Raw genomic sequence first — 22,206 nt, forward strand, 5'->3', positions numbered from 1 at the left:
TTGCGCTTCCCGACCCCGCTGTTGCAGTGAGGCTTCCCGAGGCGCCAACGGTGATGGTCCGTGCAATTTCATGGCCGCCTGCCTGTCCGATATTGACCGTGGCTGAGTACCCTTCGCTTCCGGTTACGGATGTGTCGGCCAGGACAACGCCGTTGATGGTCACGGCGCCGGAAGCCAGAGCCGCCCCGCCGCCGCTTCCGTAAGCGTAAACGCCTACTGTTGCGGCGCCGTTGCCCAAACCGTCGCCCGCCTGCGCCGTAAGGGCGCCGGAGCTTGTCCCGGCGGACTCGATGGTCACGTTGCCGCTTAAGGAAGTGACTTCAACATAGGCGCTGCCGCTGGTGGTTTCGGCCAGAATGGGAGCGTCAATCGTTACGTGTCCCGCTGCGTTCAACGAGAATTCGGTGGTCCCGAAGCCATCGGCCAAAGCCTGGACCGTGGCGCCCGAATTAATGTCAATGGCGCCGCCTATGGCCCAGCTTCCGTACATGCCGATGAGCACTGACGCCGTGGAGCCTCCGCCGGTCTGGGCGTCCGCCGTAATAGAGCCATCCACCACGACGGAGGAACTGTCAGCCGTAAGCGTTATTTTGGCGCTGCCCGAGGAATTGGCCTGGACCACGCCTCTGGAGCCCACCACAATGCCGTTGCCTGTATTGGCCGTTGCCGTGATGTCTACCTGAGCATGGACCGAGCCGGAAGCCGAAACCGAACCTTTAGCGGTCCCCGAACCGGTCACTACCGTTGAGCCGCTGAGGGTGGCCGTGCCCGTGGCGGAAGCCACGTTGACCTGGCCGGACCCGGCGGCGTCCGCGCCCACAATAATATTTCTATCCGCGTAAATCTTGACGTAATCCACGGCGTCGGAGCCGCCGGTTGCGGATACGCTTCCCCCTCCGTAAATGATTACGTCACGGCCGATCTTGCCGGTTCCGGTTCCGCCTATGTCCACCTGGGCATGGCCGGAGCCTGTTCCCGCGGAGCCCAACATGGCTTCCACGGCGCCGCCGTGAATCAGCACACTGTTGTCGGCGTTAATGGTTACTTGCGCGGTGTGACCCGTACCGGATCCTGCAACGGCTTGCAAAGCGCCGCTGGCGCCCGCTACCACGACATTGCCGCTGTTGACCGAGCCTGAATTTGCGTTCACAGTGATGGAGGCGTCCCCGGAGGAGTCTGCAATCACGACGCCATGGATTTGAACGTCGCCGCCAGTGACTCCCGTGCCCGCGTTGATGCCGATGGTTGCATCGGAGCCCATGGCCATAATGCTGATGGAGCCGGTGGCGTAATCGTTGACCGTCACGCTGCCGCCTGCGTTGATGTTGATGTCGGCTGTCACATTTGCTGCGCCGGTGTCGCCGGCGAAAACCCCTGCGGAATAGGAGCCAGACCCAAAACCGGCTGCATCGCCCGTTATGGTGACCGTGGTTCCCGCGTCAATATCCACCCGGGCGGAGCCGCTGGCCGATACGGAGCCTATGACGGCGTTGGCGCCGCTGATAGTGACGGAGGTTCCTGCGTTAATATCCACATAGGCCTTGTCCGATGCCGCAGCCCGGACTCCGCTGCCCTGGGTGACCTGCACCGAGCCGCCGGCGTCCAGAAGCACGGAGCCGGTAATGGAGGCGGCGCCCGAAGAAACAGCTTGGAGGTAAGCGCCGTTCCCGGTCACCAGAATGTTGCCGCCCGCCTGGGCGTCAACCAGGGCGTCCCCATCATGGCCGCTGGCGCTCACCCAAGCCATCATACTGTCAAGCAGGATGTCCTGGGCGGCGTCCAGGTAAACCTGGGCGTCATTTCCCCAGGCGATGGCCATGCCCGCGGACGGGAAGCCCGTACTTACGCCAAAATCAATGTCGCCGGTTGTTGAAGTCAGCGTGACTGAGACGTTTTTGCCGGCATTCGTGGAGGTAAAGCCCTGCACCACATCGTTGATGTAAAGGGCGTCGGCCGTGATGTCTATGGTTATGCTGCCCGCTCCCACGCCTGCAAAATTAACGTCCCCGATTACGCCATTCTTGGAGCCGTCTATAGTGAGGGCCTTGTCGTTTTCCAGGTAGAAAACGTTTGTGCCGCCGTCCAGGGCGAACTTGCCCTCCATCATGTCCACGTCGGTCATGAGCACGTTATTTTTCGAACCTACGCTGGCGTCGGCGTACAAGTACAAATAGCTGGTTCCCGCCGTGTTGGTTCCGATGACGTCATTGGCCGTGGTTCCGGTGGCGCTTACGATGGAGCCGCCCGAGGCGTACAGATATATATTGGCGTCGCCCGCAACATGCCCCACGGTGGAGGCCGTGCCGCCAAAGTCAATGCCGCCTGATGCCGCTAAAATGCTTACGGTATGACTGCCGTTGACCGCAACCACGTCTGCATCCACGGCATGGATCGTAACGTCCGTATTGGGACCCGCAACCTGGACGGTAATGGAGCCGCTGTCGGTTTTTACGTCCGTTAGGGTGATGGTGTCTCCGCTGTGGGCCATTGTTCCGTTAAACCATACGTCGCCCTTGAGTTCCGCATAGGCGGTGAGGGAGACGTCGCCCGTACTCACGTCGTTCAACAGGATGTCCTGGGCCGAGCCTAAGCTGCCGCGGCTTTGAGCCGTGATGACGGAAGATCGCACTTCAATGGCGGCGCTCATTCCCGCGGCGCCCACGCCGATTTCGCCCTTGCCGCTGTCGTAGCCAGCGTAGATGTTCAGGGTTCCGGCCGAGATGTCCAGGATGTTATCCGAGCCCGCGTCAATAATGTCGCCCTTGGCCCAAACGTTCACGATTCCGGTGGTGTTGATGGCGCCGCCGCCCACGGCGGTTCCGCCCAGGGACACATCCCCGGAGGAGTACACCTCCACCTTGTATCCGCCCAAAGCGGCTGCTTGTCCGTTGGCGCCAATGGTCAGGGTTCCCGCCGGGTTGTACAGGGCCAGGGCCAAGTCATTGCTGCCTGCGGTAAAGGGCACGTTCAGGTTCATGGAGGTTCCGGCGCCCAAATACACTTGGTTGCCATCGGTTCCCAGGTTCAGGGTCAATGCGCCGGAAAGGTCAAAGGCGTCGCTGTCGTAAAGCTGAATATGTCCGTTGGACCCGTTCAGGCCGCTCAGGTTCTGAGCGGAGCTGACTGTCACTGTGTTAAAGGTGCTCACGTCCACATCCAGAGCCCTGACTGCGTCCGCGGAATCCTTCACGTCAATGGGGGACGGGTCGGCGGCCGTGCCGCCAACATGCATCCCAGCCTGGATGTCCAATGTGGCGCCTGCGCTGCCCGGTCCGGAATTGGCGCCTCCGCCGGAGATGACGGTGGCCGTGTTTCCGTCGTCAAAAACGCTCTTGTCTGCGCCCAGGGCGTAAATGGTCACATTGCCGAACTCGCCCAAAGGCGCCCCGCCGGCCGTCACGGTCATGACCGTGATGTCGCCGTCATTGGCGTCCACAAAGATATCGCCGGAGTTGGTTACCACGCTCTGCAAGGTAATGTCGTCCACTTCCCGGATGTTGATGTCGCCCGTGCTGGTGGAACTGGCGATGAGAGTCTCCACCTGGGTGTCAATGGCGCCGAGTCCGGTGTTGCTTCCGATACTGCCCCCGGCAATCAAAGTAGCTAGGCCGCTTTCCGCTCTAACATCCAAAACGGCGTCCGCCGTTGTTTCCAGGATGCTGCCTGTCGTCGCCTTAAGGTACACGTCTCCCGCATGGGAGTAGACCGTTCCCTGGGCAAGCGCCGCCAGTTGGATGTCGCCGGCGTTGGAAATGATTTTGATGTCGCCGGTCGCCGCCCCCGCGGTTTCCACATCCAGCAGGGTCAGGCCGTCGTACTCAGTGATAAAAATGTCGCCGTTTCCTGTTACCTTGGCGTCCAGTTCCGTAACCATGGTTTCAATGGCCATGGTTCCCGTGAACCTGCCTATACCGGTTGCCGTGTCAATCACGGTGATGGCGCCGGTTTCGTTGGCCACAATGTCCGGATTGCCGTGGTCGCCGGTTAGGATTTCCACCAAGGCTCCGTCGGTCGAGGTGATGGTGACGGCTGTGCCGCCCGTATGGAAGGTCACGATCTGGCTGATTTCAATGTTTCCGCCCGCCGTGAGGGTGATTGTGCCTGTTCCGGCGCTCACCCGGGCCTCACCCGTATCATTCTGGAACATGGACAAAACGCCGTCTCCGTCGCCTGCCGTATCGGCCGAAATGGTCACGTTCACGCTGCCGCTGGCTGAAGCGCCTGCATGGGAGACGGTGATGTCGCCGTTCGCGCCCATGGTCACGTTATTCCCGGCCAGGATCGAGACGGAGCCGGAAGCTGCGTCCACGGTCATGGGCCCACTAAAGACGACGTTGGCGTCTGCGCCGCCCTGGGTGTCGATGATCGCACTGACCGCGCCCTGACTAACCAAGGCCGAGGCCGCATCGTCCACAGGATTGATGTTGATGGAGCCGTTGACGGTGATGTCGCCCTGGGTGGACTGGATTAGCACCGAGCCCGAGGCTCCAGACATTCCATTACCGTTTCCGGCCATGATGGCGCCGTTAACGATTACGGAGCCGCCCGTTCCCCGGGAGTCGATATACACCATGAAATCGCCGCCCGAGCCTTCGGCGGATACGTCGCCGCCCACCTGCAGGGCGCCCGCCCCGGTTCCAAGGGAAATGATGTCGATCTGGGCTGCGCCGCTTGCGCTGGTCGCGGTAACGCTTCCGTCCACAACCACCTGTTTGGAGCTGATTCCTCCTCCCAGGATGGTCACGTAGGCGGAGCCGCCGGAAGCCGTGGAAGTCAGGTCCGCCTCCACGGTGAGATTGCCCGTACCCGCGGCGATGTAGATCACGGAGTCTCCCGAGCCGTTGTTCATTACGGAAATGCCCGAGTTGGCGCCGATGTTCACGCTTCCATCTGCGCCGATAGCCACAAAGTCGGCCCATGGCGAGCCGCTTCCGGGCGTGGCGTATCCGTCAGGCAGAGAGGTTCCCGCAAACCCGGATCCATAGCCGCTGGCGGCTATCGTTCCTGTTCCGGATTCGATGGTCAGGTTTCCTGATGCGAAAATATCCACATAGGCTTCGTTGCCGCCTCCCGCCGCAGAATCCGCCAGGATTGAGACATTGCCTTCTATGGTGACGTCGCCGCTGGCGTGCAAGTCAACCCCTGCGAAGGCGGTGGACCCGATGCCAGCCAGGGCCTGGATATCGCTGCTGCCGTATACGGTGATATTTCCGCCCACGCTGCCGTTGATCCACCCTGCTGCAACAAAGCCTGAGGAAGCGCTGGCGTCCGCTATCACCTGGGCGTCCAAATGAAGGTCGCCGGAAGCGAAGAGCCCGATTTTTGCGCCGCCGCTGCCGCCGGCCGCGGAACTGGCAAAGACGTCATTGTAGACGATGAGATCGCCGCCGCTTGCCTCCAGGGTCACGCTACCGGTTGAATCCGGGCCGCCCAGGGCCTGGATGGTTCCGGTTCCGGAATTGGCTGCGTCAATGGATACGGAAGCGCTTTCAGATACGATGTATACATAGGTGCTTTTCGAACCTCCGGTGGAGCCGTCCGCCACTATATTGACGTCCCCGTGGATATCAACATCTCCAGCAGATAAAATATCAATCCAGGCGTCGCCGGACCCGCCTGTGGCGGTGATGTCGGCCAGAGATCCCAATGATACATCACTTGCTACCGGAACTGTTGCGAATCCCGTTGGCCAGGCTGAGTAGCCGATTCCAACCGCGGCAAGGGAGCCGCTGTTGGTTCTCGCGTCAGCCACAACCAGGCCGTTGATGGTCACATTGCCAGTGTCCAAGGCGGAGCCGCTTCCTAAAGCAAACACGCCAACCTGGGCGTAGCCCAAACCGGTCCCGTTGCCTGCAATCGCGTGAAGCGTTTCAACAATTGCTCCCGTACCATTTGTTACAGGTCCTATTGCGACATTGCCGCTGTACGATGTAATGCCGATCTGGACGGCAGAACCGCTGCCTTGGGCAAGGATGGCAGCGTCAATGGCAATATCGCCGGCTGCGCCCAAGGAAACCCAGGCCGAACCTGCCGAACCTCCCAAAGCCTGCACAGAGGCGCCTGTGTTGATGTCAATAGAACCGCCGATAACAGAGCCGCCGATAACCGGCACGCCGCCCCAGGCGCTGCCGATGGAAACGACGGCGGTTGATCCGCCATTGGTTTCCGCGTCAGCCAAAATGGAGCCGTCCACCACCACATTGGAGCTATCCGCGCTAAAACCAATATATGCGTCTCCGGAGGAAATCGCCTGGACAACGCCGCTGCCTCCCACCACGATTCCGTCGCCGGCGGCGGCCGTGGCAGTGATGCCCACTAACGCCGCCACGGAGCCGGAGGCTTTTACCGAGCCTACAGCGGTTCCTAAGCCGATGACTACGGAGGAGCCGCTCAGGGTGGCCGTACCCGTGGCCGATGCCACGTTGATCTTGCCGGAGCCTGATGTATTCACGCCCAACTGGATGGCCCCGTTTGCATAGGCCTTGACGTAATCGCTTGCACCCGTGCCGCCCGCGGCCGTCACCAGACCGCCGCCGAGGATGGTGATGTTTCCGCCGATTTTATTGGCGCCCGTACCGCCCAGGTTCACCTGGGCATGGCCGGAGCCCGTTCCCACGGTGGCCTGCACTGTTCCGCCGTTGACCTCAAGGCTTCCGTCCGCAAAAATGTTCACGTCAGCGGTATCGCCCGTGCCGGAACCAGCCGTGGCCAGGATGGAGCCCCCGGCGTTGACAATGACGTTTGCACCGGTTTTGGCGCCGATGGCGGCCGTGTCGCCGGCGGCGTCAATGGTAATCGTTGCGTCGCCCGTTGCGGACCCAACGACCTTGGAATTAACGGTTATTGCGCCGCTGGCGGTTGCGCCCGTTCCTGCGGAGATGTTCATGACTGTATCGCCCGAAGCGGCGTCCGCATACACGCCGTATGAGCCTCCGCCGGTATTGGCATTGATTGTAATGTCCGTTTTGGCTTCCAGGGTAATACTCGTTGCAGCTCCGCCAAACGCACTCACCGCCGCCTCTATGGGGCCGCCCCAGCCGCCGCCGGTGATGTCTATGGAGCCTCCCGCGGCTTTGATGGAGACGTCAGCAGAAGTATAGCCGCCAGCCGATACCGCTATATTTCCGGCAATGACCACGTTTTGGCCTGCATCAATATCCACTTTGGCTATACCCGGGATCATGCCGATATTGGCTTCCACGGCGCTGTTGCCCTGAATGGTCACGTCGCCGGTGGCGCCCTGGGCGTTCAGAACGATAATGGAGGAGCCGCCCGAGCCGCCGTCGGTTTGAATCGTGCTGGCAAGGGGGCCAATCGTGATGTCATCCGAAGCAATCAGGTTAATAAAAGCCTTTCCTGACGCGCCAACGGAATCGGCGACAATGGAACTGCTGGCAGTAATGTAATTGATGTCCCCGGCCGAACCGGCGCCCACCGCCGTGAGATTGACCGTTGCGATTTTATTCGCGCCGTTTGTGTATGCGTGAACAGCTTCATTCACGGTAATGGAGTCCGCCGTAATGTCAACGATCACGGAGCCTGCGCCCGTGCCGTTGTTGGTGACGCCGTTATAAACTCCGGCGCCTGTCAGGCCGATGGTCAGGTCCTTGCCCGTGTTGTCCAGCCAGAAGCCCGCATCGCCTGTGTGGCCTGTATTAAAAACACCTTCCAGGTTGTTGACTTGCGTTTCCAGCACGCCTGTTCCTGAGGCGCCCACGCTCTCGCGGGCGGTAATCACCAGATTGGCGGCCTGGACGTCCAGAGCGCCGGTCCCGGCGCTGCTGGAAATAGTTCCGTTTCCGGTTCCCGTGCCGGCGGTAAGATAGACCGTACCCAAGCTGACAATGGCGCCGGTTGTTGCACCGCCGCCGTCAAACAAAATGTCGCCGGATTTGGCCAGAATGCTAACATCGTTGGTTGCGGCGGAGCCGTCGTCGGAAACCACGGACTGCACCTTCACATCCGTATTGGGGCCTGCAACCTGGACGGTAATGGCGCCGCTGTCGGTCTTCACGTCCACCAGGGTGATCGTGTCGGAATCGTGGGCCATGGTTCCATTAAACCAGATGTCGCCCTTGATTTCCGCATAGGCGGTAAGGGAAACGTCTCCGGTGCTCACGTCGTTCAGGAGGATGTCCTGGGCGGAGCCCGCGGCGCCCCTGCTTTGGGCCGTGATGGTTGCGGCGCTCACCTCAATGGCGTTGCTCATTCCTGCGGCGCCCGTGCCGATCTCGCCGGTGTTGCTTCCGTAGCCCGCGTAGATATTCAGGGTTCCGGCCGAGATATCCAAGACATTGTCCGCGCCGGCGTCAATAATGTCGCCCTGCGCCCAGACGTTCACAATGCCGGTTGTATTGAGCGCTCCGCCGGCTACACCGGTTCCGCCCAGGGACACGTCGCCGGCGGAGTATACTTCCACCTTGAAGCCGCCGGAAGCCGCCGCTTGTCCGCTGGCGCCGATGCCCAGGGTTCCGGCGGTGTTGTACATGGCCAGACCCAGGTCGTTGGAGCCGGCAGTAAAGACGTCGTTCAGATTCATGCCGGTTCCTGCGCCCAGGTAAACCTGGTTGCCTGTTCCGCCCACGTTCAGATTAAGCCCTGAAATATTAAACGAGCCTGCGTCGTAAAGCTGAATATTGCCTGTATTGCCAGCGTCCACGGAGGAGTTTACCGTGATGCTGCCGAAGGTGCTGGCGTCCACGTCGATGGCCCGCACTGCATCGGCCTCGTCAAACAGATCGATGGCCGAAACGTCAGAGCCTGTGCCGCCCACGTGCATTCCGGCTTGCAGGTCCAGGGTGGCGCCTGCGCTGCCCGGCCCGGAGGTGGGGCCTCCGCCGGAGATGACCGTGGCCTTGTTTCCGTCGTCCAGGATGCTCTTGCCGGTTCCCAGGGCTTGAATAGTTACGTTGCCGAATTCACCGCCGCCGGTTCCGCCCGCGCTCACGATCATGACCGTAACGTCGCCGCTGGCGGAATCCACAAAGATGTCGCCCGAATTGGTGACAAGGCTTTGAAGCGTGATGTCGTCGGCTTCCCGGATGTTGATGTCGCCCAATACTGTGGTGCTGCCTTGGATGCCGGCGATCCGCGTATTGATGGCCGCCGCTGCGCCCGTTCCTATTCCTATGCTTCCCGTAGCAGTCAGATAGGCGGTTCCGGACTTGGAGATGATGTCCGCTGCGGTGTCGCTGCCGGAATCCGTAATGCTTCCGCCCTGGGCGTCCAGGACAATGCTGCCCTGACCGCCGCCGTTGGCGTCGGTTGCGTCAATGGCGACCAAATCTACGGCGATGCCGGCCCCTGTGGAGGTCAGGCTAATGAATTCGCCTAAGCCCTGGTCGATGATCTGCACGTCCGTGGCCGTGATGAGCCCGCCAGCCTGGATCACGATGGTTCCGGTCTTGGTGTCCACGTCTTCCAGAATAATGGCGTCGGTTTCCGTAATATAGATGTCTCCGGCGGTGGTCACGCTGGCGTCCAGCCGAACCACCTGGGTTTCAATAGGGCCGTTTCCACCCGTCTCGCCTATGCCGTTGGCAGCCGTGATTGTCGCTCGCGCCACGCCGTTGTTGGCGATGATGTCTTCCGTAACGCCGCTGGGATCGGGTGTATCGCCCGCATCCAGGACGGCGCCTGAACTCGTGCTGATGATCACGGCGTTGGTTCCGGCGTTGGCCGTGATGATCTGGCCTATGGTTATGTTTCCGTCAGCCTGCATGTTGACCACGCCGGCGCCTGCGTCGATCACGGTTCCGTCCGCCATTTGGATTACGCCGTCATTGCTGGCGGACGTGGAGGCTGCAATGGCGAAGCTGAAAAAGCCGGCGCCGGCGCCGGTTCCGCCCACAAGGGGGTTCACCACAATATCGCCGGCGGCGTCAAAAATGAGGTCGTCGCCCACCTGGATACTGACGGAGCCAGTGGAACCTATAATCTCCGTGGGGGCGTTTATGAAGACGTCGGCGTCCACGCCGCCTTGGGTGGTGACTATGAATTTGTCCGTGCCTGTTGCGCCCACGTCAATGGACACGCTGCCGCTCAGGGTGATGTCCCCCCAATGGGAGGAAATGTTGACGCTGCCCAGGTTCCCCGCGCCCGCTCCTGCGATGAGGCCGCCGGTTATGATCACTTCACCGGTATTTCCGTTGGAGTCGATGTCCACCGTGGAGCTGGTCGCCCCTATCGCAGAAACATTATCGTTGATAACAAGGGCGGCGTTAACCCCCGTGCCCGTGCTGTTGGCGTCAATGTCAACAACAGCGGTGGCGCCCGTTGCAGAGACTTTATTGTTTATCTCCACCCCTCCAACGGTTGCATTCAGAATGACGTCCGCGTCATTGCCGGAGGCCGTAAGTCCGGTTCCCCCGCCGGTTCCGATGGTAATGCCCACGGCGCCGTCCGAAGTCACGGAAATGCTTCCGTCAACAACGCCGTTTGCAGCCACGTCTTCATTTAGGGACACATTGCCGACCGCATCTATTTGGATTGTCGCGATTGTCCCGGTTGCGTCAATGCCGTCCCCGGAGTCGTTCAAAGTAACGGCGCCGCCTATGGAATCCCCGGAGAGGCCGATATTGACGGCCGCCGTGGTTCCCACAGCCTTTACGTCGTTATTGATGACTACGTTTCCGCCAGCCAGGAATTCCACCTTGCCCGAGTCCCCCAGGCCCGAGCCTGCGTCGGCCAGCACGCCCGCCGTACCATTGGAGCCCACATTGATGCCGCCGGCAACGGAGTCCACATTCACAAAAGCGTCGCCGTTGGTGCTTTGCGCCTTCACAATGTTGTCCAGACCAATTGCGCCGCCGGCGTTGATGTCAATGGAGCCGGTTTGGGCGCCCGCCGTGGCCTGAATCACGCCCAGGGAGCCCATGGTGACGGTGTTGGTTGCATTGATGGCGACAAAGGCTTTTTGTGAGCCCGAAGCCGACACCGAGCCTGCGGCCGTTCCTGAGCCGATGACTACGGAGGAGCCGCTCAGGGTGGCCGCGCCCGTGGCGGAAGCCACGTTGATCTTGCCGGAGCCGGATGTATTCACGCCTAACTGGATGGCGCCGTTTGCATAAGCCTCGACGTAGTCGCTCGCGCCCGCGCCGCCCGCGGCCGTCACCAGGCCGCCGCCGAGAATGGTGACGTTTCCGCCGATTTTATTGGCGCCCGTGCCCAGGTTCACCTGGGCATGGCCGGTGCCCGTTCCCACCGTGGCTTGAACGGCGCCGCCGTCGACAGTCAGGCTTCCGTCTGCGTAAACGTTCACGCCCGCCGTATCGGCGCCGGTTTTGCCGCCGGTTGCAGTCACAGAGCCGGAAACAACCACATCCCCGCCGACATGATCCCCTGCGGTTCCAATATTCACATAGGCGTCGGCTCCCAATGGATCGCCCTGGCTGACCAATCCACCCCTGACTGTTACGTCGTTATCCGCCGTAATGGTGATTCTGGCGTTGTCAGTCCCGCTGCTGCCGCCTCCCGCCAGTAAGCCTGCTGTTGCGCCGATTACAACATTGGCCCCGGTTTTGGCGCCGATCGCGCCGGTGTCCCCGGCTGCGTCAATTTTAATTGTACCGCTGCCCTTTGTCCAGGCGACCGCGCCGACCACAGCGTTGACAATCACACTGCCGCTTGCGGTGTTGGCGGTTCCTGCGGAGATATCCACTGTGGCCGGGCCATTGTCCGTTCCCGCAATGATTCCATAGCCGGCGGGCGCCGTGGTTTGTATGGTCACGTCGGTTGCGGCTTCGATGGTCACATCCGCCGTGTTGTCGCCGATGGCCCAGACTGCCGCGCCCTTGTAGATGGAGCCGGCGGAGCCTTCGATGGTTACGGAGCCGCCTGCGGCCTTGATCTGCACGTCCGCCTTTTTGGTGTTATTCACCTGCACGGCGTAGTGTTCGCTGATATCCACATTTCCGCCGGCGTCGATATCCACCGTGGCCGTGTCGGCGGTGTCGGCGGCTCCCGAACCGCCGGCATAGACTGCGTTAGCGCCCTGCAGGGTCACGTTTTGACCTGCATTGAGGGTGACGCTCTCCACGCTATGGGAGCCGGTAGTGACGGCTGCAACCGCGCTGTCTGCAGTAACGGATATGCTGCCGGTTGAAGCTGTAACGTTTACCGTGGCATGAGTTTCCGAGCCCGTCACGCCCCCGCCCGCGTAAGCATGGACGCCGCCGCTTCCGCTGATTGTAACGTCATTGTCCGCCGTCAGGCTGATTGAAGCGTTTGATCCGGGCTGGGCCAAGATTGATCCGATCCCGTTGATGATAATATCCGCACCGGTTTTGGAGCCGGTGGCGCCCGTGTCGCCGGCGGCGTCAATTGAAATAGTCGCATCACCGGCGGCGCTGCCCAGAACCTTGGAACTGATGACCACGCTGCCGCTGGCGGCGGCTGCCGTTCCCGCTTTGATGTCAATGGCGCCGTTGTTGGTTACGGAACTAGCATAAATGGCGTAGGTTCCAGCGCCCGTGTTGGCCTGCAGGGCCACATCGGTTCCGGCTTCAATAAGCACACTCACGGCGGCATTGCCGGTGGCATGAACGGCGGCATCAGCAATGCCTGCAACGTTTCCACCCTGGATGGAGACGCCTCCTGCTGAGGCTTTGATATCCACATTCGCCGCCCCGCTTGAACTGGAGGCCTCGACCGCCTGCTTGCCCGTGATGGTCACGCCTGTCACGGCGTTGATGTCCACCGTGGCTGAGGCCACGCCCGTGGCTGCCACGGCGCTGCCATGGTCAATATCAACTGAGCCGGCGAAAGCATCCAGCTTGACCGATCCGGTGGCAGTCGCCGTCCCGGCGCCTGTAGCCGTAATGGTGGCGCCGGTTCCTGTCACCAGGAGGTTCCGCACCACCTGCGCATTTACCTGGGCGTTTCCGGCGGAGGCCGCTGCGTTGATTGTGCCGGCATTGGCGTCCAGCAAAAGATCCCTGGAGGCGAGCATGCCAACCAGGGCGGTGTTGGCCGCCTGGGCCTTCACATCGGCGCTGGCGCCAAAATCGATATCCCCGGTTGTGGTCACCAGGACCACTTTGCCCGTGGCGCCCGAGGTCTGGACAATCACATCGTCATTCACGTTCAAAGCAGTGGCCACGATGGATATTTTTTGATTTCCAGTGGCTGCACCCGGTGCAACTCCCGCCCCGCCGAACACGCCGGTGTTTGGGCCGTCAATGGATAGGGTCTGGTCGTTTTGCAGATAGAAGGTGGCCGCGGCATTGCTCTTGCCGAACTGGCCTTCCAACAGGTCCACATGGGTCATGATCATGTTGGCCTGGGTACCGATGTTCCCGTCGGCTTCCATGTACAGGTAGCCCGTGTCCGCTGAGCTGAGGCTGGTGATATCGATGGCTGCCGTGCCCGTGGCGCTCACAATGGAGCCGGAGGTTGCAGTCAGAAAAATATCGTCGTCGCCCGTGATATGGCCCACGCCCGACGGGGCTGCGGTTCCGCCGAAATTGATGTCGCCGGTATTGTTGGTAATGGTGATGCCGTGGCCGCCTGTGCCCACGCCGCCGCCGGTATCCGATTCCACGCTGACGATGACGATGGCGTCGCCAAGGACGCCCGAGCGGGTGACGGTGATGGACCCGTTGTTGGCGTCGATGTCCGTGAGGGTCATGGTTTCATTGCCGCCGTTCAGGAAGATATTCCCTGCCCCGTCGTCTTCGGCGGAAATGCCGACACCGCCCTGGCCTGCGGTTTCAATGTAAATACCGCCGTTGTCCGTATGGGCGTTGACTGTGGTGGCGTCTATGCGCAGGAAGCCCACGCCTGAGGAGCCTATGCCGGAATGAGCGGTAAGGACCACAATGCCGCTGGCGCCCGAGGCGGCCGTGATTTCCGTGAGATCCATGGAGGCGTTTATGGACCCGGCGTCCGCATTGACGGTCACGCTCTTGGAGCCCGCCGCATTGGCTCCGGCAAACACCAGCCCATTGAGGTTCACGTCGCCTGTTCCTGCGTACAGCCACACGCTGCCGTCCGACCCGGTGACGCTGAACACGGGGTTGATGGTCAGGTCGTCGCCGGTTCCGGCGGCGGAGCCCATGGCCGCCAGGAGGATGTTGTCGTCGTTTTCGGAAAAACTGCCTGCGATGGTGAGGGAGCCGCCCGCGCCGATGAAAATCTGGTCGTCGGAGCCGCCGCCCGAGGTCAGGGTGTTGATCTTGAGGGAGCCCAGGTCGCCTTGCTGGTAAACCTGGATGTTTCCGTTGGAAACCAGGTTAAGCTCGTTGCCCGGGAGCACGTCCACGGCCTTCCAGTGGTCGTTGGCGATGGTGGGATTGATATCCGTGGAGGAACCGATAAACCCGGACGCGCCGGATGCGGTGATGGAAATGTCGTGCCCGGCTTCCACCTGGGTGTAGGCGGCGCCGTTGAGCCCGTCGCCGTCATCAATCACGTTGCCCGTGCCCGCTGCAGCGGGAGTTCCCGAAGCCAGGATGGTCACGTCGTAATCGGCCTTGACGTCGCCCAGGGTGATGTTTCCGGTGGTGGAGGTGAGGGTGACATCGTAAGAGCCCACTACCGCGCTTTCCAGGGCGTACACATGCGCGGCAATGAGGTCGCCCGCCCCGGTTATGGCCGCAAAGCCGTCCTGGGCGTCCACGGCTGTCGCCGTGGCGGTTCCGGTGGCGCCGTTGCCGTAGGTCAGGACAATGTCGCCGCTGGCGGTGTCCACATTGGCGTAGTCAATGCCGTCGTACTCATCCAGGTAGATGTTGCCTGCGACAGAGCTGTCGGCATCAAGCACGGCGATTTGGGTTTCAATAGCCGCTCCGCTGGCGCCGATGCTGCCTGTGGCCGAAAGCGTAGCCGTGCCGTTGGCTGTGATGATGTCGTAGTCCACGTCCGCGTTGGTTTCCAGGATGCTGCCCGCCAACGCGGCAAGGGTGATGTCACCATTCGTGGATTTTACGGAATCCACCAGGATGTCGCCTGCGGCGGACGTGATGGTGATGGCGCCAAAACCGGCCCCCGCGTTCTCCACGTTCCTCAGGGTCAGTCCGTCGGTCTCCGCGATGGTAATGTTGCCGTTGGAGCCCAGATAGGAATCCAGGATAGTGACCTTGGTTTCTATGGCGTCAAAGCTGGTGCCCTGGCTATACTCGGTAGTGATGGAGACGATGGCGCCGGCTCCGTTGGCGATGATGTCTTCTCCCCCGACGTCGCCCGCGTCATAAAGCCCGAGATTCGTGGAGTCGATGGTTATGGCCGTGCCGCCCGCATATGTGGTGATGATCTGGCCTATGGTGATATTCCCTAGGGCGTTGATGTCTATCACGCCCGATCCGGCGTCAACCACCGCGCCGTCGGCCATTGCAATGCGTCCGTTGCCTGCGCCGGAGGTTCCGGCCGTGATGGTCACGTCCACGTCGCCCAAGCCGGTCAATCCGGCCTGTGTGACGGTGATGTCGCCTGAAGCGCCCATGGTCGCATTGTTGCCAGCCAGCACTTGAACCGCGCCGGATTTGGCGTCCACGGTGATGCCTTGGGTGAGGGTGATATCAGCCGTGGAGCCGCCCTGGGTGGTGATAAGCACGGATCCCTGGCCCTGAATCGCGGCAGTACCCGCATTGGAAACAGGATCAAGAGTAATGGCGTCATTAATGGTTATATCGCCCTTGTTGGACAAAACCTTGGCATAGGCCACGGCGCTGTTCGCGCCTGTGCCCGCCCCGGAAATGATGGGGCCGCCCACGGTAATGTCGCCGCCCAATCCAAGAGCGGTAAGCAATACGCGGAAGTCAGACCCTGTTCCCTTGGCGATTACGGAGCCACTAGTAACCAGGGCGGACGAGCCTATTCCGAACGACTGGATCGCGATGTCAGCTACTCCTCCATTGGCAATGGCTGTTACGTTGCCCCCAAGGGTGACGTTTTTGGTGGCCCCGCCCTGATTGACCGTGATGCTGGCATGGTTCGCGCCTGTGGCGTTCAGGGCGCTCAGGGCGGTTGTGGTGATGTCGCCATTGATGGTGATGACGGACATGTTCACCGTACCCACGGAGTCGGTCACTGTCAGGGGAGCGTCTAAATCAATACTGCCTGCAGCGCTCAGGACCACTTTGGTTCCCGTGGCTGCAGCGCCCGTAGCGCTGACGACAGCGCCCGCGTTGATGTCTATGGAGCCGCCAATCGCCGAGCCAAACGTTCCAATCTCAAGTTGCGCCGCTCCGCTGGCGGAAGCGGCGGTCACGACGCCGTCCACCACCACGTTTTTATCCGTATGAATTTCCACCAAGGCGCTTGTCTTGCCCGTGCCCAACACAGAGCCCAAGGCCCCCACGGAAACGCCGGAAGTCCCGCCCGTGCTGTCAATATGCACAGTGGCGGCGCCGGTATTTGACACGGCCTGCACCTTGGAAGTTCCCGCGGAGCCAATGACCACGTCGCCCCCGGCGTTGATGTCCACGGAGCCAAGATTCGCGGCGTTGGCGAGCATGGAGCCGCCCAGGGCGCCGACCTTGTCCACCGTCACATTGTCCGTGGAATTAAAAGTTATGAGAGCGGTGTTCCCGCCAAAAGCATAAGTTCGGCCATACATGGCAATGTCGCCGCCGTTGGCGGTGGTGTTCAACGTGACCTGCGAATTGATCTGCCCGGTATTTTGGATTAACCCGCCCCCCCCAACAACAATTCCCGTGCTTCCCGAAGCGGAAACAGTGGTGGAGGCGACGCCCGGCAAGCCCCTGGCCTGGTAGTTGAGCACCGAGGCGGAGCCTCCGAGAAAAACGTCTTCTCCGCTTATGACTACGGTTGCGCTCTGGCCTATGGCGTTGAAGCTGGTGAGTAATGACGCGCCTAAAGAAATGTCGTGGTCCGCATACACATTGACGTTGGCGACGGCTCCCGTGCCGCCGACCATCACCAACGCGCCTTCAATGTCCACGCTGCCGCCGATAAGGCCGGAAGCCGCGGAGGAGCCGATATCAAGGGTCGCGACGCCGCCTACGGATTGCACCGACGCTTGGTTGACGTTCACATTGCCTGCGGCAAAAATGTTGAGGTCGGAAACGCCTTTGGACCCGGCGTTTGCCACAACCCCGCCGCCCACAATGATATCCACATTTCCGCCAATGCGATTGCCTCCCGGCCCGCCGATGTTGACCACGGCCGAGCCGCTGGCCCCGCCTGCGGCGGTCACCGTGGCGTTATTCAACTCCACGTCGCCGTCGGCGTAAATATTGACTTCGGCCTTATCACCGGCGCCGCCGCCTGCTTTAGCATCCACGGTCCCGCTGATAGTCACAGCTCCGGAGCCGGTTCCGGTCGCAGAAAAGGTGACAGTGGCGCCGGCGGCGCCGGTGGCGCCAACAGCCTGACCTGCATTGACTGTTATTCCCGCGGCCTTGTCAGCCGTAATGGTCACGCTGGCGCTTCCGTTAACAGAGGCTGCCGGGCCGACTCCATTTTTATCACGCGCAAAAACGCTTTCAGCTACAGTGACGGAATCCGCACTGACGGAAATGGTGGAATTTGTGACAGAGCTGCCCTGAATGCCGACCACTGCTGTTCCGGCGGTCGCCCCGCCTATGGTAAGAGCGCCGTTGTTATCCAGCCAGATGCCTGCCGTGGCAGGTCCGCCGGCCCCAAACAGGGCTTCCACGTTGGAAACCTGCGTCTGCAAGTAACCGGTTCCCGAAGCGCCAATATCTCCGCTTGCGGTCATAACCAAACGGGAAGCCTTCACATCCGTGGAAGCCGTGCCTGCGTCTCCTACAATCGAACCATTGCCGGCCGTCAGGGTGACCATGTCATCGGATTGAATTCCTACAGAGCCGGTCTGCTGGAACAAAATGTCGCCGTTAGTGGTGGTGATGGTGACGTCGTTGGTTCCCGCAACATGGGTGTCAGACTCCACGGAAATCACCGTTATGTCGCCGGCCGCTTCCGTGACGGTAATGTTGCCTTCGTCCGTATCCACGTCCGTTAGAGTCAGGCCTCCCGAAGCATTGGAATTGATCCAGACAGGCAACGCAGGCCCGGGATCTATTGCATTGGAGTGGGCCGAGTTGATATTGACGGCGCCAATTCCCGCCGCTGTCCCGCCCAGCATGTTCAGAAAGATTCCCCCGGCGCCGATGGAGCCATCTATGCCATTGACGGCGTCAAGCACGGGAGTGATGATATCAAGGGCGGCGTTTACGTTGCTCCCCGTTCCAATGCCGTTATAGGCCGTAAGCGACACGTTCCCGGCGGCTGCGGTGATGTCGGCTATGGCGTCGCCGCCGCCGTCCGTGATCTGGCCGCCGGCCCACACCGTGGCGTCAGCGCCTGCCACTATGTCCCCGATCAGGTTCACGTTGCCTATGGCGGAATACAGGTACACGCTGCCCGTGGTCGCCTGGACCGTCTGGCCTGCGTTGATGATCAAATCTCCGGAAAGGGCGCCCAAGGCAATGCTGTTGGCGTTGTTGTCCGTAAAGCCGCCCGTGACGGTCAAGGCGCTTCCCGCAGCCAGGAGAATCTGGTTGCCGCCCGCCCCGTTGATGGTGGGCAGGGCGTTCACTGCCAGATTGCCGTCCTGATATACCTGGATGTTCCCGGACTGCGCGGTCAGGGTGACGGTTCCCGCGCCGGGATTAATGTCCACGGCCTCGGCCAGTTGGCCGGGATCGGTCATGTCTATTGCAGTAGCACGGCCGATGTATCCCGGAGTTCCGGCTGTTCCGGCTGTGATGGTTATATTGTTTCCCGCCGATACTTCCGTGTATCCGCCAGCGTCGTCATCGTCATTGACGTTGTTGTGGGCGGTGATGATTGCGTCCCGGCCTGCGGCGACGTCGCCCAGGGTAATGTCCCCGGAGTTGACGGTGGTGATGGTTATGTCGCTGGCGCCCGTGCCCAAAGCCTGGACATCCCTGGCGTATATATCGCCGGAGGTCGCCTGCAGGATGACGCTCTTGCCGTCGGAATTGGCGTAAACCAAATAGGCGTTGAGATCGCCAAGGCCTGTAATATTAACGGAACCCCCTACAGCTTGCGCGTTTACAACACTGGCCGTGCCTGATCCCGTATTGCCATAGGTGACAATAATGTCGCCCGTGGTGGTGTCGATGTTCAACAGGCTAATGCCATTGGCTTCGTTAATCACCCAGTCGCCTGCGCCGTCCACGCTGCCCACCGTATCGTAAATATCGGTTTCGATGCCGTCGGCCGCCGTTCCCACACCGCCGGCGTCGGCCCAGATTCGCGTTATACCGTTGGATGTAATTTCCACCGAGCCCACGACGTTGGCTTCCCGAATGTTTCCATCGGAATCCAGGGTGACGTTGGCCGAGCCGCCAGCTACGATCTGGTCCACAACCATGTTCTGGTTATAATTGGTAGTAACCTTGATGTCGCCGGAATTGGATACGATATCGTTCGCTGTCAAGGTCTCGAGGCTGTCGCCATGCACCCATATGCCGCCGCTGCCGCCTGCGTCGGCGTCCACGGAAACGCCGCCGGTTCCCACGGTGTCCACATTAATGCTTCCATTGACCGTGGCCATGTCCAAGACCGTGGCGTCGACATCCAGGGCCGCTATGCCCGCCGCCCCGCTGATTCTGGTCCCGGCGTCAATAAACACACTCCCGCCGATGATCTCAGCGGCGCCGTCAACATCTGCGTTGCGGGCGCTTCCGCCCACGTCAATATCCACGCTGCCTGAGCCTGCGTTCACGAGATCAATGGTGACATTACCGGAACCCACACTGTTATCTATCGCAATATTATTATTGGAGCCAGTTTGAACGTCGGTAGCCACGATGGCCCAGTCGCCCGCCGTGACCAAAATATTAATGGTTCCATTTACGGTATCCACATCCACCAGGGTCAAATCTTCCGTGGCCGTGTGGATGTCGATATTTCCAGAAGCGCTTCCCACAGAAACATTCATGGACGCGCCGCCGGTTCCCACGGCTTCCAGCCAGACATTGCCGGTTTCATTATAGACGTCAATGCTGCCTGCATCGAATTGGATGGCGGCTACTCCCGCTCCCGAACCCACGCCGTCCACGGCGTTAAGCTGGATGGTTCCGGCGACAATTTCCGCCGTCGCATCTGCGTCCGCAACCAGGACGGCGCCGGCCGTTCCGCCGGTTCCGGCGTCGATATCCACCAGACCCAAGCCTGCGTCCACGTAATCCAGGTAAATATCGCCTGCGGCGCCCGTGGCGGCCAGGGTGATGGTTCCGTTATTGCCGGAAACCACGTTGGTTGCGATAATGTCATTGCCGTCATTGACGGCGGTAATGGCGCCGTTGGTGGTTTGAACATCATTCAGCGTTATGGTTTCAGAACTCCCCCTGACATCAATTTGTCCAACCCCGGAGGTCTTTGCGTCCACCTCAAGACCGCCGGTTCCGTTGGCGTCCTGCAGATAAATATTTCCGTTGATTGCCGTGGCGTTCACGTAATCGACGTCGATGTCAATGGCCCCGGGGCCGGCGGCGCCTATGCCGCTTGTGGAGGTCATATACAGGTTCTGGGCAATAACGTCCGCCGCCGTTCCGGCGCTTTGCCCTTCGGAAAGATCGCCCGTGACAATCCGCACGTCATTGGTTCCCGCATCAATATCCACAACGCCGGAAACGGCGTTGAACTCAAAGGAGCCGCTATTGATTAAGGCCAGGTTGGCATTGATGGAAAAGGAGCCGTCCGTGCCCACGCGTATGCCGCCGGTTATGGAGGCGTCGCCGATGATCAGTTCGCCAGTCCCCAAGACAAAATTATTCGCCGCCATGGCCGAGGTGACGTTGAACACGCTCGCCCCGCCATTGTTGGCGCCATAGGCTGCGTCATTCACGCCCATATTGTAGGTGGTGGTCTGGGGATAAATATGGACGTCGCCCGAACCTGTGGCTTTGGCCTGGCCGGTTTGGGCGCCTGTTCCAAAGGAGAAGCCGTCGGATACGATGGTCACGCCGCCGTTTCCGCCTGCGCCGCCTTCCACGTAAAAACCGTCATTAATGGTAACCGTGCCGTCCTGACCGCCGGTTTCCAGCCACACGTCTTCGTTGTTGGCGGAAATATTGGCGGCGACGTCAATGTCGCCTGCTGTTGTGGTTTGAAGGCTGATTGCGCCGGTATTGGTTGTCGTAACGTCTTTGGCGACGGTAATGGTTCCCGAAGTCGCGGTGATGCTGACGCTGCCTGCATTGGCGCTGACGCCGGAGCCCCCTGTGGAGCCGACGGTAAGGTCATCGTCTTCCACCACGGTAATATTACCGGAATGGGTGTTGGAGGCTTCCAGGATGTTGATGGTGGTCTTCAGGGTAATTCCCTGGGCCGCCTGGGCCGTCACTGTATCAGCGGAAATTTTGCCCACGGCGCCTGCGTCATAGGTAATTGAGCCTAAGCCGTTTCCTTCGGCGTCCGCGGTCAAGTAAACATCTGCTCCGCCGCCGGTGGTAATGCCGGCGGTTCCATAAAATGTGATGGTCCCGTTGTCCGTAAGGGTAATGTCGCCGGACCCGGAAACGATATTGTTTTTAACGTCGATGGTATTGGCTTCGGAGATGATGACGATGGTTCCGGCTTTGTCGGCGGTAACGCCCGAGCCGCCGCTGCCAGCCGCCACGATGGTCACGGCGCCGCCGGGTCCGGAAGACAACCAGATGTCGCCGGAGTTGTCCGTGGTTTCCAGGCCCATCACGTCCACTCCATCATCCTCGCGGATGTAGATGGCGTTTTCGGAAGTGGCTTTGAGGGATGTTACGTCCACGTTAAAAGGCGAACCCGTTCCCGTCCCGCTGCTGCCCACACCGTTAGTTGCGTCAATTTCAAGGTAGTTAGCCTTCAACAAGGTTAAGGCGCCGCTGTCGCGCACATCGCCCGTGCTGGTTAGGTAAACATTGCCGCTATCCACGGACACGTCCAGAAGCGCAGAAAATACAATATTTTTGGCCGAGCCCACGTTTTCCGTGGTCAGGTAAATGTTGTCATCGCCGATATTGGTATCAAAAGCAGCGCTGTTAGCCAGGATGGAGCCGCTGGCCGCCGTGATGGACACGTTCTGGCCGGAGCCTGTGGCTGTCAGGTTAAAATTGGTCAAGGCCACATTGCCCGCGCCCACGTCGCGCAGGTAAATGCCGCCGGTGTTGGCCGTCACGTTGACCACGTTGGCGCCCGAAGCAATGTCAATGTCCAAGGCCGCATTGGCTGTGCCGTCGCCGCCCACGCTGTTGGCCGTGATGTTCAAGGAGCCGGCCT

Annotated in this window: 1 protein-coding gene (only partly in view); it reads right to left on the bottom strand. The window is 60.7% G+C overall.

Annotation, left to right across the window (positions count from 1 at the left end; genetic code table 11):
* Positions 1–22,206, bottom strand: part of the annotated coding region (locus G491_RS36010) for an S-layer family protein (RefSeq protein ID WP_035220159.1) (this coding region is incomplete at both ends). Its footprint begins 14,145 nt before the window's first position; 22,206 of its 36,351 annotated nt are in view.

It is taken from the genome of Desulfatibacillum aliphaticivorans DSM 15576 (genome assembly GCF_000429905.1).
In the GTDB taxonomy this organism is placed as follows: Bacteria; Desulfobacterota; Desulfobacteria; order Desulfobacterales; family Desulfatibacillaceae; genus Desulfatibacillum; species Desulfatibacillum aliphaticivorans.